This is a genomic window from Comamonas granuli NBRC 101663 (genome assembly GCF_000739995.1).
Taxonomy (GTDB): Bacteria; Pseudomonadota; Gammaproteobacteria; order Burkholderiales; family Burkholderiaceae_C; genus Simplicispira; species Simplicispira granuli.
The window spans coordinates 268972-283102 of record NZ_BBJX01000001.1 but is presented as its reverse complement, the minus strand read 5'-3'; the positions used below and the strand labels follow the sequence as shown (position 1 = coordinate 283102).

Below are 14131 nucleotides of genomic sequence, written 5' to 3'. Positions count from 1 at the left end.
CCTCGGAATGTGGGGCGGGGCGCCGGCAGTGCGCTCCCGGCGGTTCAGCCGACGCGCACCACCTGCAGGCCGGGCAGCGTGGGGGCGGCGGGGAATTCTTCCTCGTCAAAGGCCTTGTCCCCGTCCTCGCTGGCGACGCCGGTGGCGTGTGCGTGCACGAAATCGTACATCTTGCCGTCGAGCAGGTGGCTGGGCACCACGTTTTGCAGGGCATTGAACATGTTTTCCACGCGGCCGGGGTATTTTTTCTCCCACTCGCGCAGCATCTCGCCCACCTGCTTGCGCTGCAGATTCTCCTGGCTGCCGCAGAGGTTGCACGGGATGATGGGGAACTGGCGGTGCTGCGCCCAGCGTGCCGTGTCCTTCTCGGGCACGAAGGCCAGCGGGCGGATGACCACGTGGCGGCCGTCGTCGCTCACCAGCTTCGGGGGCATGCTCTTCAACTTGCCGCCGAAGAACATGTTGAGCAGCAGCGTCTGCAGGATGTCGTCGCGGTGGTGGCCCAGGGCGATCTTGGTGGCGCCCAGCTCGTCGGCCACGCGGTAGAGGATGCCGCGGCGCAGGCGCGAGCACAGGCTGCAGGTGGTTTTGCCCTCGGGGATGAGGCGCTTGACGATGCTGTAGGTGTCCTCGTTCTCGATGTGGAACGGGATGCCCTGCGCGCGCAGGTAGTCGGGCAGCACATGCTCGGGAAAGCCTGGCTGCTTCTGGTCGAGGTTGACGGCCACCAGGTCGAAATGGATGGGCGCGCGCTTTTGCAGCTTGAGCAGGATGTCGAGCAGGGCGTAGCTGTCCTTGCCGCCCGACATGCAGACCATGACCTTGTCGCCTTCCTCGATCATGTTGTACTGCACGATGGCCTTGCCGACCTCGCGGCACAGGCGTTTCTCGAGCTTGTGCGCCTCGCGCTCGATCTTGAAGCCCGCGCGGCCCTGCGGGGCATCGGTGGCGGGGTCGGTGTCCTGGGTCCAGGGGGTGTCGAGTGCAGCAGTCATGGGGCAGTCCGTCGCGGGGCCGTCAAAAACCCGGATTTTCCCTGCAATCGGGGGCAATCCGGTTGCCGCGCGCGTCCGCAGGCGCAATCATGGTGCTGCGCGTGCCCCGGACGGCCTGTCCGCCCCCTGCGCCCGCCGCCCCACCACCATGGTCTTGCATCGCCTTCTTCCCACCACGCTCCAGGCCCGCATGGCCTTGTGCGTGGTCCTGGGCCTGCTCGCCGGGCTGTGGGCGCTGGCCCTGTACGCCGACCGTTCGCTGCGCCAGGACATGGGTCGGCAACTGGAGGCGCAGCAAATGGCCCAGGCCGCGCTGCTCGCGCAGGGGCTGGAGCAGGCGCTGCAGGTGCGCGCCGCGGCCCTGCAGCATGTGGCCAGGGAGCTGGGCGCCACGGCCCAGGGCGAGCCGCAGGTGCTGCAGCAGCGGCTCATGGCGCTGACGGTGCTGCAGCAGCTCTTCAATGGCGGCGTCTTCGCCACGGATGCCCAGGGCGTGGCGGTGGCTGCCCACCCCATGCAGTCCGAGCGCGTGGGCCGCGACTATGCGGATCGCGCCTATGTGCAGGCCGCCCTGGCGGGCGGCACGTCCCTGAGCCCGCCCCTGGTGGGGCGCACCGCCAAGGTGCCTGTGGTCGTGATGGCCGCGCCCCTGCCCGCTGCGGACGGGCGCGCCGTGGGTGTGCTGGCCGCCGTGGTCGATCTGGCCAGCCCGGGCTTTCTCGAAGCCCTCCCCGGCGGCAGCCTGGGCGGGCACATGCGCTGGTATGTGGCCGAGCGCGCAAGCCGCACCATCGTCGCGGCCAGCGACCGCAGCCGCCTCATGACCACATTGGCCGCACCGGGCGGCGATGCGGCCGCGTTCGAACCCTACTGGGGCGGCGCGCAGGGGGCCGTGCGCCTGCAGCGCCAGGGCGTGCAGATGCTCACGGCCGTGCGGCAGGTGCCCTCGTTCGGCTGGATGGTGGCCGTCGAGCAGCCGCTGGCCCAGGCCCTGGCGCCGCTCGATGCGCTGCGCCAGCGCATCGTCCTGGCCGCGCTGGTGCTCACCGTGCTCGTGACCGCCGGCGTGTGGTGCCTGCTGCGGCGTGCGCTGCGGCCGCTCGAAGGCATGGCGGCGCAGATGGCGGCCATGGCCCGGCACGAGGCGCCCCTGCAGGCCCTGCCCGAGCGCGGGGGGCACGAAGTGCGGCAACTGGTGCAGGGCTTCAACCACCTGCTCGTCCAGTTGGACCGGCGCCAGCAGGGCCTGCGCGAGAGCGAAAAGCGCTACCGCGCGGCTTTCCTCACCAGCCCGGATGCCGTGGACATCACGCGTGTCTCGGACAACCAGCACCTGGAGGTCAACGATGGCTTCGTGCAGATGTTCGGCTGGTCGCGCGAGGAGGTGGTGGGCAAGTCGGGGCTGGAGCTGGGCATCTGGCGCGACAAGGCCGCGCGCGACCAGATGCTCGCGCAGCTCCTGGCCCACGGGGTGTGCCGCAGCCAGGAGCAGCAGCTCTACCACCGCGACGGCCGCCGGCTCACGGTGCTGATGTCGGCCAGCCTGTTCGATTTCGAGGGCGAGCCCTGCATGCTGTGGGTCACGCACGACATCACCGCGCACCGCCAGGCGCGCGAACAGATCGAGCGCCTGACCTTCACCGACCAGCTCACCGGGCTGCCCAACCGCAGCCAGTTCATGGAGCGGCTGGAACAGGCGCAGGCGCGCTGCCTGGCCGAGCGTCGCCTGGGTGCGCTGCTCTACCTCGACCTGGACGACTTCCGCACCATCAACGACGCCCTGGGCCATGGCCAGGGCGACACCCTGCTGCACACCGTGGCCGGGCGCATCCGCGGCGTGCTGGGCGCGCAGGACATGGCCGCGCGCCTGGGCGGCGACGAATTCACGGTGCTGTGCGAGGGCCTGCCGCCCGTGCTGGGCGATGCGGCCAGCGAGGCGGTGCAGACCGGCCAGCGCCTGCTCGCGGCGCTGGGCCGGCCCTTCGACCTCGGCGGGCAGGAGCAGCATTGCAGCGTGAGCATCGGCATCCTGGTGTTTGGCGAGGCGCGCGAAGACCCCCTGGAGCTGCTGCGCAAGGCCGACCTCACGCTCAACCAGGCCAAGGCGGCGGGGCCGGGCAGCATTCTGTTTTTCGAGCCGCAGATGCTCGACCAGGTCAGCAGCCGCGCGCGCCTGCAGCGCAGCCTGCGCGAGGCCTTGCACAAAGAAAGCTTTGCGCTGCACTACCAGCCGCAACTGGCCGAGGACGGCGCCGTGGTGGGGGTGGAGGCGCTGGTGCGCTGGCACCTGCAGGGCCATGGCATGGTCCCGCCGGCCGAGTTCATCCCGCTGGCGGAGAAGACCGGCCTGATCCTGCCGCTGGGGCGCTGGATCCTGCGCACCGCCTGCATGCAACTGGCGGCCTGGGCGCGCGAGCCGGCACGCCGCCACCTCACCATGGCCGTGAACGTGAGCGCCGGCCAGTTCCAGCAGGACGACTTCGTGCAGCAGGTGCGCGAGGTGCTGGCGGAGACCGGCGCGCCGGCCGGGCAGCTCAAGATCGAGCTCACCGAGAGCCTCATGCTGCACCAGATCGAGGACGTCATCGCGCGCATGAAGGCGCTGCGCGCGGTGGGCGTGCGCTTCTCGCTGGACGACTTCGGCACGGGGTTTTCCTCCCTGGCCTACTTGAAGCGCCTGCCGCTGCAGCAGCTCAAGATCGACCAGAGCTTTGTGCGCGACATCCTGCAGGACCCGAACGACGCGGCCATTGCGCAGACCGTGATCGCCCTGGGCCACAGCCTGGGCCTGGAGGTGATTGCCGAGGGCGTGGAGACCGCCGCGCAGCGCGATGCGCTGGCCGCCTGGGGCTGCCACCTGTACCAGGGCTACCTGTTCAGCAAGCCCCTGCCCGGCGCGGCGCTGGAGGCCTTTCTGGCGCAGCACCCGGCGGCGGCCGGGTGAGCTGCGCCCTCACCACTGCCCGGCTTCCATGCGGATGGCGACCTCGCAGTCGTCGAAGATTTCGAGCTTGGCGATCTTCACGCGCACGCCCTGCACGCCGGGCAGTTGCAGCAGCCGGTGCGCGAGCTTGCCGATCAGCGTCTCCAGCAGGTTCACGTGCTCGGCAGTGCACTCGTCGATGATGATCTGGCGCACCTTGCGGTAGTCCAGCACATGGGCGATGTCGTCGTTGTGCGGCGCCAGGGGCTGGGCGCCCAGGCTCAGTTCGGCGTCCACCTGGATGGGCTGGGGCGCGTTCTTCTCGTGCGCGAGGATGCCCAGGTTGGCATCGAAGCGCAGGCCGGTGAGGGTGAGGGTCTGCAGGCCTGTGGCCGGCGCGGTCGGGTTCATGCGGGCAGGGGCTTGTGCCGGAAGGTTTCGACGCCCACGGCGTCGCAGTCGTCGTACACGTCGGGCTTGCGCGTGGACACGCGTGCGGCCACCACCTGCGGGTGCGCCAGCAGCGCGTCGAGCACGGCGTCGCCCAGCGTTTCCTGCAGGTCGATGTGGCCCTGCGTGACGATGCGCGTGATGGCGTCGCGCACGAAGTCGTAGTCCACGACCTCGTCGATGTGGTCCTTGCGCGGCGTGGCCTGGGCCAGCGGCACGTAGAGGTCGATGTCGAAGATGATGCGCTGGGCGGCCGCGCGCTCGAAATCGTGCACGCCGATGCGCACATGGCGCGTGAGCCCGCGCAGGAAGATGCGGCGGCAGTCGGCCAGCCAGGGGTCGATGGTGGCGGTCATGGTTGCGGGGGCGCCAGTTGTTCGGCCACGAACATGATGTCGCGCTCCAGCGGCACCAGGTGCTGGCCCTTGTCCACGGCGATGGTGATGCCGGTGATCGACCCGTTCTCGGCCAGGAACACGGCCGCGCGCGCCACGTCGTCGGGGTCGGTGGGGCTGCGCAGCAGGTTCACGCTGCGTGCGCGCTGGAAGTTCTCGCCCGTCTGCGGGCCGCTCACATAGATCAGGCCCGGGGCGACGGCGTTCACGCGCACGCGCGGCGCCAGCGCCTGCGCCTGCAGGGCGACGGCGCGCTCCAGCGCGAGCTTGCTCAGCGTGTAGGAAAAGTAGTCGGGGTTCAGGTTGAACACCTTCTGGTCCAGCACATGGACCACGGACGGCACGCCCTGGCCTGGGGGCGGCGCGGCGCGCGCCAGCAGCGTGCCCAGTTGCAGCGGCGCCACCAGGTTCACCTGCATCTGGTGCTGCAGCAGCTCGGGCGAGAAATCCAGGCCGGTGTCGGGCTCGAACAGCGAGGCGTTGTTGACGATGGCGTCCGGCGCCTGGCCCAGGGCCTGCACGGTGTCGGCAAACAGGCGCTCGAGCGCCGCCGGGTCGGCCAGGTCGGCCGCGAGGGCCCAGGCGCGCCGGCCCAGCGCCTGCACCTCGGCACAGGTGCCCAGGGCCTCGTCGCGCGAGTGCTGGTAGTGGCAGGCCACGTCCCAGCCCGCGCGGGCGAAGGCCAGGGCGATGGCGCGGCCCAGGCGCTTGGCAGCGCCGGTGACCAGGACGGTGCGCGGGCGGGGAACGGTGGACATTCGGGGACAATGCGGGCCGTGACGACAGAACCCACAAGTTTAACGACCGCCCTGCAGGCGCGCATCGCGCAGGCCATTGGCGCCGCCGGCGGCTGGATCGGCTTTGACCGCTTCATGGAGCTGGCGCTCTACACCCCCGGCCTGGGCTACTACGCGGGCGACCTGCCCAAGTTCGGCATGCTGCCCGGTTCGGGCAGCGACTTCGTCACCGCGCCCGAATTGACCCCCCTGTTCGGCCAGGCGCTGGCCGTGCAGGTGCGCCAGGCGCTGCAGCAGACGGGCACCCGCGAGGTCTGGGAGTTCGGCGCGGGCTCGGGGGCGCTGGCGCAGCAGTTGCTCGACGCGCTGGGCGACGCGGTGCAGCGCTACACCATCGTGGACCTGTCCGGCAGCCTGCGTGCGCGCCAGCAGGAGCGCCTGGCCGCGCATGCGCACAAGCTGCGCTGGCTGGACGCGCTGCCCGAGGCCATGGAGGGCGTGGTCGTGGGCAACGAGCTGCTCGACGCCATGCCCGTGCAGTTGCTGGTGCGCACCGGCGGTGTGTGGCACGAGCGCGGCGTGGCGCTGGCGCAGGGCGCCTTCGTCTGGGAGGACCGGCCGAGCCCGCTGCAGCCGCCCATTCCCGTGGCGGGAGAGCACGACTACCTGACCGAAATCCATCTCCAGGCCGAGGCCTTTGTGCGCACCCTGGGCGAGAAGCTGCGGCGCGGCGCGCTCTTGCTCATCGACTACGGCTTTGGCGAGCGCGAGTACTACCACCCGCAGCGCCACATGGGCACGCTCATGTGCCACCGCGCGCACCAGGCCGACGCCAACCCGCTCGCGGACGTGGGCTTGAAGGACATCACCGCCCACGTGAACTTCACCGGCATCGTGCTGGCCGCACAGGAGCAGGCGCTGCCGGCGGGGCAGGAATGGCAGTTGCTGGGCTACACCACGCAGGCGCATTTCCTCATCAACTGCGGCCTGCCGCAGGCCATGGAGCGGGCGCCCCTGGCCGAGCGCGCCATGGCCGCCAAGCTGCTCATGGAGCACGAGATGGGCGAGCTGTTCCAGGTGCTGCTGCTGGGCAAGGGCCAGCCCTGGGATGCGGTCGGCTTCGCCCAGGGCGACCGCAGCCACCGGCTTTGACATGCTGCGCTGGCTCATCGTCGTCTTCCTGGCGCTGGTGCTCATCAACGGGCTCACGCCCTGGCTGCAGCGGCTGGGGTTGGGCAAGCTGCCGGGGGATTTCCGGTTCCGGCTGTTCGGACGCGAGTGGGACGTTCCGCTCGCCAGCACCGTGGTGCTGAGTCTGCTGCTGAGCCTGCTCGCCAAGTGGCTGTGACGGCGCGCCGCGCGGGCGCTCTTGAATTCGGCGCGGCGCGGCCCGATGTGCACGTCAAGGAGTTGCCATGACCGAAGCCCTGCACATCGTCTGTCCCCACTGCCACACCACCAACCGCGTCCAGGCGGCGCAGCTCGGCAGCCAACCCGACTGCGGCAGTTGCCACCGCCCGCTGTTTGCCGGCGCGCCGCTGGAGCTCGATGCCGCCAGCTTCGAGCGCCATGTGGGGCGCAGCCACATTCCCGTGCTGGTGGACTTCTGGGCGCCCTGGTGCGGGCCCTGCCGCCAGATGGCGCCCGCCTTCGCCCAGGCCGCACGCGCACTCGAGCCGCAGGTGCGCCTGGCCAAACTCAACACCGAAGAGCACCAGGCCCTGGCCGCGCGCTACGCCATCCGCAGCATTCCCACCATGGTGCTGTTCCAGGGCGGGCGCGAGCGCGCGCGCATTTCGGGCGCCCTGGGGGCGGCGGACATCGAGCGCTGGGTGCGCTCGGTGGTCTGAACTCAGCCCTGGCCCAGCCAGCGCGCCACGGCCTCCACGCGTGCCGCGTGGATCAGTTCACCCACTTTTTGGCCTGTAACGCCCTTGGATGCTGCGTGAGCAGCTATCACACTGGTAGCAACCGTTTGTACGGCAGCGAGCGCGCCGTTGATGCGTGCGCGCTGCGGATAGGGCGATGCCTCGAAGTGCAGGCGCCCGCGCGCGTCGCACTCGCAGGCCAGCAGGATCTCGTCCAGCCGCGCCGGCTTGCGGATGGCGTCACAGCGCTCGAGCAGCCGCACCAGGGCGGCTGCGCCCAGCTCGCCGCTCCTGTGGATGTTGCCGTGCTCGCGCGCCACCACGTCGGCCAGCTCGCGGCAGTCGGTGGGCACGCGCAGGCGCTCGCTGAGGCCCTTGAGCAGTTGGGCGCTGCGCTGCTCATGGCCGATGTGGCGCGGCAGCACATCCTGGGGCGTGGTGCCCTTGCCCAGGTCGTGCGTGAGGCAGGCAAAGCGCACGGCCAGCGGGGCCTGCAGGCGCGCGGCCATGTCCAGCACCATCATCAGGTGCACGCCGGTGTCGATTTCGGGGTGGTAGTCGGGGCGCTGGGGCACGCCCCACAGGCGGTCCACCTCGGGCAGCACCACCTGGAGCGCGCCGCACTGGCGCAGCACCTCGAACATGCGCGAGGGTTTTTCCTCCATGAGGCCGCGCGCCAGCTCCTGCCACACGCGCTCGGCCACCAGGTGGTCGGCCTCGCCGTGCGCCACCATGGAGCGCATCAACGCCATCGTCTCGGGGGCTACGGAAAAGTCGGTGAAGCGCGCCGCGAAGCGCGCCACGCGCAGGATGCGCACCGGGTCGTCGTGGAAGGCGTGGGTCACGTGGCGCAGCAGCTTGTCACGCAGGTCGCGCACGCCGCCATGGGGGTCAAAAATGGCCTCAGCGCCCGTGGAGTCTGCGCCAATAGCTATCGCATTGATAGTGAGATCGCGCCGCGAAAGGTCCTCTTCGAGCGTCACGTCGGGCGAGGTCTGCACCACGAAGCCGCGGTAACCGCGCCCGCTCTTGCGCTCGGTGCGCGCCAGCGCGTATTCCTCGCGCGTCTGCGGGTGCAAAAAGACCGGAAAGTCGCGCCCCACGGGCAGGTAGCCCTGGGCCACCATCTGCTCGGGCGTGGCGCCCACGACCACCCAGTCGTGGTCGTTCACGGGGCGGCCCAGCAGCCGGTCGCGCACGGCGCCCCCCACCATGTAGATCTGCATGCGGGCAGTGTAGTTACTATTCACGCCCCTGCCCGCGCCAGGAGTTTGCCCATGTCTCCCATGTCCACTTCCTCCGCCATCACCATCGTCCAGCCCAACCCCGATGGCAGCCTGCCCCTTCCCGCGCCTGCCGCGCCCAGCGCCGCCGAGGCCGCGGCGGCGCAACTGCAGGAGCACGCCGAGGCGCTGCAGGAGCAGCTCGACGCCTTGCAGGAGGTGCTGGCCAAGCCCCTGAACGAGATTCTGGCCGAGCGCGACAAGGCGCTGGAGGCTGCCCAAGCGTGGGACGCCTTCGGCGCCATGTGGGTGCTGTCGCAGCGCGCCATGCGCCGCGTGGCCATGGACCTGGCTGCGCAGCAGGGCGTGAGCGAGGCTGAGGTGGTGGCGCGCGCCATGCGCTACGCCAACGCCGTGCTCAACACCGAGGACGAGACCCTGGGCGGCGCCATCGCCCCGGCGCAGTTGGCGCACATCGCGCGCCACAAGCCGTTCCTGCGCAAGCAGTTCCGGCAGGGGTGAGGGCCGGCGCTACGCGACTTCGACCACCAGGTGCGGATCGAACTGAGCGTTTTCGTTCATGCCCTCCTTGCCGTAGCCGCGCGGGTTGCACAGTACGCGCGTGCCGTGCAGCCGGTAGTCAAAACTGTCGTGCGTGTGGCCGTGGATCCACAGGCGTGCTGCGCCCTGGGCGAGCAGGTGCTCGGCATCGGACACGAATATGCCGTTGAGCGGCGAGCCCGCAAAGCGCGGATGGATGCTGCGCGGCGAGGGCGCGTGGTGCGTGATGACCACGGTGGGGCCGGCAAAGGGCTGGGCGAGCTGGGTCTGCAGCCAGCGCGTGTTGGCGTCGAACAGGTCGGCGGCATCTTGCGGGGTGAACAGCGCGTCCCCGGGCGCCCGGCCGCTGCGGATGCGGGAGAAGTCGCGCATGAAGTGCTGCGCCTCGGCCATGGCCTGCGCGCGTGCCGCGCCTTCGCCCAGGATGCGGAAATCGCTCCACAGCGTGCTGCCGAGAAAGCGCACGCCCTGCCACTCCAGGGCGCGGTTGTCGAGCACCTGCACGGGGGTGCCCGCGCACAGCCGCTGCAGCGCCTCGGCGGTCTCGTCCAGGCTGGAGCCGTAGAACTCGTGGTTGCCCGGCACGTAAAGCACGGGGCGGTCGAAGCCGCAGGCCCAGGCGACGGCCTGGGCGGGGCGGGCGATGTCGCCCGCGAGGATGACCACGTCCGCGTCGGTGCGCGGGTGTTCCATGCCGTGCACGCCCAGGTGCAGGTCCGAGAGCACGTGCAGCCTCATGGCGGCATGCCTCAGCGTCCCAGCCGGTAGGGCTCTTCGAACGCGCGGAAGTCGTTCTCGGCCAGCGCGCCGTCGATCCAGGCCTTGACGCCGGGCAACTCCTGCACGCGCTGCACGTAGGCCTGGATGTGCGCGGGCACGGGCAGGCCGTAGGTCGCCAGGCGCATGCACACAGGGGCGTAAAACGCGTCGGCAATGCTGAAGCGGCCGAACAGCATGGGGCCGCCGTGTTCCTGCAGCAGCTCGCTCCACATGTCGATGAGGCGCTGCACGTCGGCGCGCATGGCGGGGCGGTCGCGCCAGAGCAGGGCGCCGGTGTCGTGCAGCCGCGCTTCGATGTTCATGGGGCAGGCGCCGCGCAGGGCGGCAAAGCCGCTGTGCATCTCGGCCGCCACGCTGCGGGCACGGGCGCGGGCGGCCTTGTCCTGGGGCCAGAGGTTCTTGTCGGGGTGGGTCTCGGCCAGGTATTCGGCAATGGCCAGGGTGTCCCAAACCACCAGGGCGCCATCGACCAGCACTGGCACCTTGCCCGTGGGCGAGACCCCGGCGAGCTGGGCCTTGAACTGCGAGTCGGGCGCAAAGCTGTCGAAGCGCGCCATGACTTCAGTGAAGGGGATGCCCGCCTGGCGCATGAGCACCCAGGGGCGCATGGACCAGGAGGAGTAGTTCTTGTTGCCGATGTAGAGCTGGAGCATGGGGATTCCTTTGCCGGAGGCCAGAGGCGCAAAAGGCCGCTGCGAAGCGGCCCATGGTAGGACAAAGCCCCGTGCCGGCGCCAGCCGCGCGCCCAAGGCGCCGCTGGCGTCAGGGGTATCGGTGGTGCGCCTTGGCGCTTCAGCCCACGCGCGGCGTGGCGCGCTCGATGATGGCCTGCACCTGTGCGCCGCGCGGCAGTGCGCCGTAGTGGAAGCTCCCCTGGCCATCGAGGCGCGAGGCGCAGAAGGCGTCGGCCACGAAATCGGGGGCCACGCGCAGCAGCAGCGAGGCCTGCATGGCCAGTGCCATGCGCTCGACCACGTGGCGCGCACGGTATTCCATGCCGGCCGGCTCCTTGATCTCCTGCGCCAGCGCGCGCACCTGCGCATCCAGGTGGGGGTTCTGGCCCTGGGTGGGGCGCAGCTCGTCGAAGAAGGCCTGCACCACCTCGGGCTCCTTGGCCATGGCGCGCAGCACGTCCAGGCACTGCACGTTGCCGCTGCCTTCCCAGATGGCATTGACGGGCGACTCGCGGAACAGGCGCGGGAACATGCTGTCCTCCATCACCCCGCTGCCGCCGATGCACTCCATGGCCTCGTAGGCGTGCTGCGGCGTGCGCTTGCAGATCCAGTATTTGCCCACGGCGGTCATCAGGCGCACCAGCAGGTCTTCGTGGCGGCTGTCGGCGCGCTCGTCCAGCGCGCGCGCCATGCGCAGGGACAGCACCATGGCGGCCTCGCTCTCGAGCGCCAGGTCGGCCAGCACGTTCTGCATCAGCGGCTGCTCCACCAGGCGCTTGCCGAAGGCGCTGCGGTGCGCGCAGTGGTGCAGCGCCTGCGACAGCGCCATGCGCATGCCGGCGCTGGAGCCCACCATGCAGTCGAAGCGCGTCATGGCCACCATCTCGATGATGTTGCGCACGCCGCGCCCTTCCTCGCCCACCATCCAGGCCAGTGCGCCGCGCAGCTCGGTCTCGCTCGAGGCGTTGGAGGCGTTGCCCATTTTCTTCTTCAGGCGCAGCACCTGCATGGGGTTCTTGCTGCCGTCGGGGCGCCAGCGCGGCAGCAGAAAGCACGACAGGCCCTTGGCCGTCTGCGCCAGCACGAGGAAGGCGTCGCACATGGGCGCCGAGACGAAGTACTTGTGGCCCACGAGCTCGTACATCTGGCCCGGGCCGCCCTGGCCCACGGGGTAGGCCTGGGTGGTGTTGGCGCGCACGTCCGATCCGCCCTGCTTTTCCGTCATGGCCATGCCGATGGTGACGCCGACCTTCTGCGCCACGGGCACGTTGCGCGGGTCGTAGACCCGCGCGGTGATCTTGGGGGCCCATTGGGCCGCCAGATCGGGCTGCAGGCGCAGCGTGGGGATGGCGGCGAAGGTCATGGTGATGGGGCAGCCATGCCCGGCTTCGGCCTGGGTGTGCAGGTAGTTGCCTGCGGCGCGCGCCACATGGGCGCCGGGGCGCGGGTCCGTCCACGGCGAGGAATGCAGACCGTGCGTGATGGCCGTGTCCATCAGGCGGTGGTAGGCGGGGTGGAACTTCACCAGGTCGATGCGGTTGCCGAAGCGGTCGTGCGTCTCCAGCTCGGGCAGGTGCTTGTTCGCCAGCGCGCCCTGCTCCAGGTATTCGGCCGCGCCGGTGAGCTGGCCGAAGCGCTGCAGGTCGGCATTGGCCCAGGCGGCGCCCTCGCGCTGCACGGCCTCGCGCAGCGCGGTGTCCTGGGCGTACATGTTGTAGTCGGCCAGCTCGCACGAGACGTTCACGACCTCGTGGGTCTCGGCCAGGTAGCGGCTGGGCAGGGCGCGGGTGTCATTCAGGGCGGTCATGGCGGGTCTCCGGTCGCGAGGGGGAATCAGGCCAGGCGCAGCCGGGCGCGGCGCGTGGCGGTGTCGGGGCTGGGCAGGGCGTCGTAAAAGCGCTGCCAGATGGCGCGCCCGGCCTGGTCGAAGGCCAGCACGCTGGCAATGAAGGACTGGCGCAGCGCGCCGTCCACCATGGGCTCGGGCAGCAGCGGGTCGTAGACGAGCTGGCGGATCGCCGCACCGCCGAGGAAGAAGGATTCGCGCGCCGCCTGCGCGGTGGGCAGGCCTGCGCTGCCCTCCAGCCAGCGCTGCAGGCGCTCCCGCGTGGCGCGGTAGCCCTGGTTGAGGGCGGCGCCGTCCCACAGCGCGTCCACGGCGGCCTCGGTGGTGGCGTCGAGCTGGGTGCAGCCGCAGACCACGGCGCCGCGCTCCAGCCCCAGGGTGTGCAGGCGCGCGCGGATGGCGGCGATGTCCGCCTCGATGTTGTCGGGCCGCAGCCAGAAGTCGCGCTGCAGCTCGGCAAAACCCAGCAGGTGCAGGGCGCGCTCACGCTGGCGGGTGCTGGTGCGGTCGCTGCGCGCCAGGTGGCCGCAGTGCACGGCCACGTACTGCCCGTTCCAGGGGCGCAGGCGCTCGGTGGTGCGGCGCCAGTTCGCCACGTCCTGCGCCAGGCTTCGCGCCGCCGGCCCCAGGCGCCAGGCGCCGCGTTCGGTCGCCTGGGCCATATCCTGCGCGGCCAGCCGCGCCAGCGTCACGCGCACATGGTTTTCGCTCAGGCCAAACACCGCCCCTGCGGCCACGGCGTGGCTCACGGGCAGGGAGTCTTCGTCCGTGGCGAGCAGCAATTCCAGCAGCAGGTGCTTGGGCTGGACTTTGGGCTCCGGGGCAGGGGAGTGGGGCATGGCGATGAGATATTACACAAAACAAATTCATATTGCAAATATGTGTAATAAAACAGCGCGTGGCCGCGCGCTGGCAGCCTGGGCAGGAATGGGCGCGGCATCCCGTGGACCGGGATGCCGCGCAGGCAGGGGTGCCGCCGCGCCTGGGCAGCAGCTATGGGTGCGGCAGCGCGTGCGCCGCCCCGCGGTCCAGCGCGCTCAGGCGCCGAACAGCTTGTTCGCGGTTTCCGCGACCAGGCGGCCCTGGAAGCGTGCGCCTTCCAGTTCGATGGCGCTGGGCTGGCGCTGCCCCTGGCCGCCGGCGATGGTGGTGGCGCCGTAGGGGCTGCCGCCGACCACTTCGTCGAGCGTCATCTGGCCCTGGAAGCTATAGGGCAGGCCCACGATCACCATGCCGAAGTGCAGCAGGTTGGTGATGATGGAAAACAGCGTCATCTCCTGGCCGCCATGCTGGGTGGCCGTGGAGGTGAAGGCTGCGCCCACCTTGCCGTTGAGCGCGCCGCGCGCCCACAGGCCGCCCGCCTGGTCGAGGAAGCTGGCCATCTGCGAGGGCATGCGGCCAAAGCGCGTGGGGGCGCCGACGATGATGGCGTCGTAGTGCTCCAGCTCGGCCACCGTGGCCACGGGGGCGGCCTGATCGAGCTTGAAATGCGCGTTCTTGGCGATGTCGGCGGGCACCGTCTCCGGTACGCGCTTGACGTCCACCGTGGCGCCGGTGGAGCGGGCCCCTTCGGCCACCGCCTGCGCCATGGTTTCCATATGGCCATATGTCGAGTAATAGAGAACAAGGACCTTGGACATGAATTTCTCCTGGGGTGAATGCCTGCGAAGCAGCAGGTG

The 14131-nt window shown here is 70.4% G+C and carries 15 protein-coding genes; 5 read left to right on the top strand and 10 right to left on the bottom strand.

Annotation, left to right across the window (positions count from 1 at the left end; translation table 11 throughout):
• Positions 1 to 44: 44 nt before the first annotated feature.
• Positions 45 to 995 (bottom strand): tRNA 2-thiocytidine(32) synthetase TtcA, encoded by a 951-nt coding sequence (gene ttcA / locus CGR01S_RS01300; RefSeq protein ID WP_042421580.1) that lies wholly within the window; start codon positions 993 to 995, stop codon positions 45 to 47.
• Positions 996 to 1143: 148 nt separating this feature from the next.
• On the opposite strand from ttcA, the gene CGR01S_RS16105 reads away from it, so the two are divergent.
• A complete protein-coding gene (locus CGR01S_RS16105) occupies positions 1144 to 3939 on the top strand; it encodes a bifunctional diguanylate cyclase/phosphodiesterase (RefSeq protein ID WP_169742442.1) in 2796 nt (931 codons plus the stop codon).
• 9 nt (positions 3940 to 3948) lie between these two features.
• On the opposite strand, the gene CGR01S_RS01290 is transcribed toward CGR01S_RS16105, so the two are convergent.
• Genes CGR01S_RS01290 through CGR01S_RS01280 form a run of 3 tightly spaced genes read right to left on the bottom strand, consistent with a single transcriptional unit; the run spans position 3949 to position 5521 of the window.
• Positions 3949 to 4329 (bottom strand): dihydroneopterin aldolase, encoded by a 381-nt coding sequence (locus CGR01S_RS01290; RefSeq protein ID WP_042421578.1) that lies wholly within the window; start codon positions 4327 to 4329, stop codon positions 3949 to 3951.
• The gene (locus tag CGR01S_RS01285; RefSeq protein WP_042421577.1) at positions 4326 to 4724 is read right to left on the bottom strand and encodes a dihydroneopterin aldolase; all 399 of its coding nucleotides are present in this window, start codon (positions 4722 to 4724) and stop codon (positions 4326 to 4328) included. The genes CGR01S_RS01290 and CGR01S_RS01285 overlap by 4 nt, the downstream gene beginning before the upstream one ends.
• Positions 4721 to 5521 (bottom strand): SDR family oxidoreductase, encoded by an 801-nt coding sequence (locus CGR01S_RS01280; RefSeq protein ID WP_042421575.1) that lies wholly within the window; start codon positions 5519 to 5521, stop codon positions 4721 to 4723. Before CGR01S_RS01280 ends, CGR01S_RS01285 begins: the two co-directional genes overlap by 4 nt.
• A 9-nt stretch (positions 5522 to 5530) precedes the next feature.
• Here CGR01S_RS01280 and CGR01S_RS01275 point away from each other — a divergent pair, with 9 nt between their 5' ends.
• From CGR01S_RS01275 to trxC, 3 genes are all read left to right on the top strand, one after another.
• Positions 5531 to 6652, top strand: coding sequence for a class I SAM-dependent methyltransferase (locus CGR01S_RS01275; protein ID WP_042421574.1), 1122 nt, complete (start codon positions 5531 to 5533; stop codon positions 6650 to 6652).
• A gap of 1 nt (position 6653) precedes the next feature.
• Positions 6654 to 6848: a DUF2905 domain-containing protein gene (locus CGR01S_RS01270; RefSeq protein ID WP_042421571.1), complete on the top strand. Its 195-nt coding sequence runs from the start codon at positions 6654 to 6656 to the stop codon at positions 6846 to 6848.
• Between the two features lie 67 nt (positions 6849 to 6915).
• On the top strand, positions 6916 to 7350 hold the full coding sequence (gene trxC / locus CGR01S_RS01265; RefSeq protein ID WP_042421569.1) for a thioredoxin TrxC: 435 nt from the start codon (positions 6916 to 6918) through the stop codon (positions 7348 to 7350).
• Positions 7351 to 7352: 2 nt separating this feature from the next.
• Here trxC and CGR01S_RS01260 read toward each other — a convergent pair whose 3' ends face one another.
• Positions 7353 to 8594 carry a multifunctional CCA addition/repair protein gene (locus tag CGR01S_RS01260; protein ID WP_042421567.1) on the bottom strand — a complete coding sequence of 414 codons (1242 nt, stop codon included), beginning with the start codon at positions 8592 to 8594 and terminating at the stop codon, positions 7353 to 7355.
• Positions 8595 to 8654: 60 nt separating this feature from the next.
• Here CGR01S_RS01260 and CGR01S_RS01255 point away from each other — a divergent pair, with 60 nt between their 5' ends.
• On the top strand, positions 8655 to 9113 hold the full coding sequence (locus CGR01S_RS01255) for a hypothetical protein (RefSeq protein ID WP_042421565.1): 459 nt from the start codon (positions 8655 to 8657) through the stop codon (positions 9111 to 9113).
• A gap of 9 nt (positions 9114 to 9122) precedes the next feature.
• On the opposite strand, the gene CGR01S_RS01250 is transcribed toward CGR01S_RS01255, so the two are convergent.
• From CGR01S_RS01250 to wrbA, 5 genes are all read right to left on the bottom strand, one after another.
• Positions 9123 to 9890 carry a metallophosphoesterase gene (locus CGR01S_RS01250; RefSeq protein ID WP_042421563.1) on the bottom strand — a complete coding sequence of 256 codons (768 nt, stop codon included), beginning with the start codon at positions 9888 to 9890 and terminating at the stop codon, positions 9123 to 9125.
• 11 nt (positions 9891 to 9901) lie between these two features.
• On the bottom strand, positions 9902 to 10585 hold the full coding sequence (locus CGR01S_RS01245; protein ID WP_042421561.1) for a glutathione S-transferase family protein: 684 nt from the start codon (positions 10583 to 10585) through the stop codon (positions 9902 to 9904).
• A gap of 139 nt (positions 10586 to 10724) precedes the next feature.
• Positions 10725 to 12413, bottom strand: a complete 1689-nt coding sequence (locus CGR01S_RS01240; RefSeq protein WP_042421559.1) for an isovaleryl-CoA dehydrogenase — start codon at positions 12411 to 12413, stop codon at positions 10725 to 10727.
• 26 nt (positions 12414 to 12439) lie between these two features.
• Positions 12440 to 13291, bottom strand: coding sequence for a PaaX family transcriptional regulator C-terminal domain-containing protein (locus CGR01S_RS01235; protein WP_042421557.1), 852 nt, complete (start codon positions 13289 to 13291; stop codon positions 12440 to 12442).
• A 198-nt stretch (positions 13292 to 13489) separates the two neighbouring features.
• A complete protein-coding gene (wrbA, locus tag CGR01S_RS01230; protein ID WP_042421554.1) occupies positions 13490 to 14092 on the bottom strand; it encodes an NAD(P)H:quinone oxidoreductase in 603 nt (200 codons plus the stop codon).
• Positions 14093 to 14131 lie beyond the last annotated feature (39 nt).

Coding starts and splice junctions, on each gene's coding strand:
- ttcA (WP_042421580.1), bottom strand. CDS start 995: ATGACTGCTGCACTCGACACCCCCTGGACCCAGGACACCGACCCCGCC.
- CGR01S_RS16105 (WP_169742442.1), top strand. CDS start 1,144: ATGGTCTTGCATCGCCTTCTTCCCACCACGCTCCAGGCCCGCATGGCC.
- CGR01S_RS01290 (WP_042421578.1), bottom strand. CDS start 4,329: ATGAACCCGACCGCGCCGGCCACAGGCCTGCAGACCCTCACCCTCACC.
- CGR01S_RS01285 (WP_042421577.1), bottom strand. CDS start 4,724: ATGACCGCCACCATCGACCCCTGGCTGGCCGACTGCCGCCGCATCTTC.
- CGR01S_RS01280 (WP_042421575.1), bottom strand. CDS start 5,521: ATGTCCACCGTTCCCCGCCCGCGCACCGTCCTGGTCACCGGCGCTGCC.
- CGR01S_RS01275 (WP_042421574.1), top strand. CDS start 5,531: ATGCGGGCCGTGACGACAGAACCCACAAGTTTAACGACCGCCCTGCAG.
- CGR01S_RS01270 (WP_042421571.1), top strand. CDS start 6,654: ATGCTGCGCTGGCTCATCGTCGTCTTCCTGGCGCTGGTGCTCATCAAC.
- trxC (WP_042421569.1), top strand. CDS start 6,916: ATGACCGAAGCCCTGCACATCGTCTGTCCCCACTGCCACACCACCAAC.
- CGR01S_RS01260 (WP_042421567.1), bottom strand. CDS start 8,594: ATGCAGATCTACATGGTGGGGGGCGCCGTGCGCGACCGGCTGCTGGGC.
- CGR01S_RS01255 (WP_042421565.1), top strand. CDS start 8,655: ATGTCCACTTCCTCCGCCATCACCATCGTCCAGCCCAACCCCGATGGC.
- CGR01S_RS01250 (WP_042421563.1), bottom strand. CDS start 9,890: ATGAGGCTGCACGTGCTCTCGGACCTGCACCTGGGCGTGCACGGCATG.
- CGR01S_RS01245 (WP_042421561.1), bottom strand. CDS start 10,585: ATGCTCCAGCTCTACATCGGCAACAAGAACTACTCCTCCTGGTCCATG.
- CGR01S_RS01240 (WP_042421559.1), bottom strand. CDS start 12,413: ATGACCGCCCTGAATGACACCCGCGCCCTGCCCAGCCGCTACCTGGCC.
- CGR01S_RS01235 (WP_042421557.1), bottom strand. CDS start 13,291: ATGCCCCACTCCCCTGCCCCGGAGCCCAAAGTCCAGCCCAAGCACCTG.
- wrbA (WP_042421554.1), bottom strand. CDS start 14,092: ATGTCCAAGGTCCTTGTTCTCTATTACTCGACATATGGCCATATGGAA.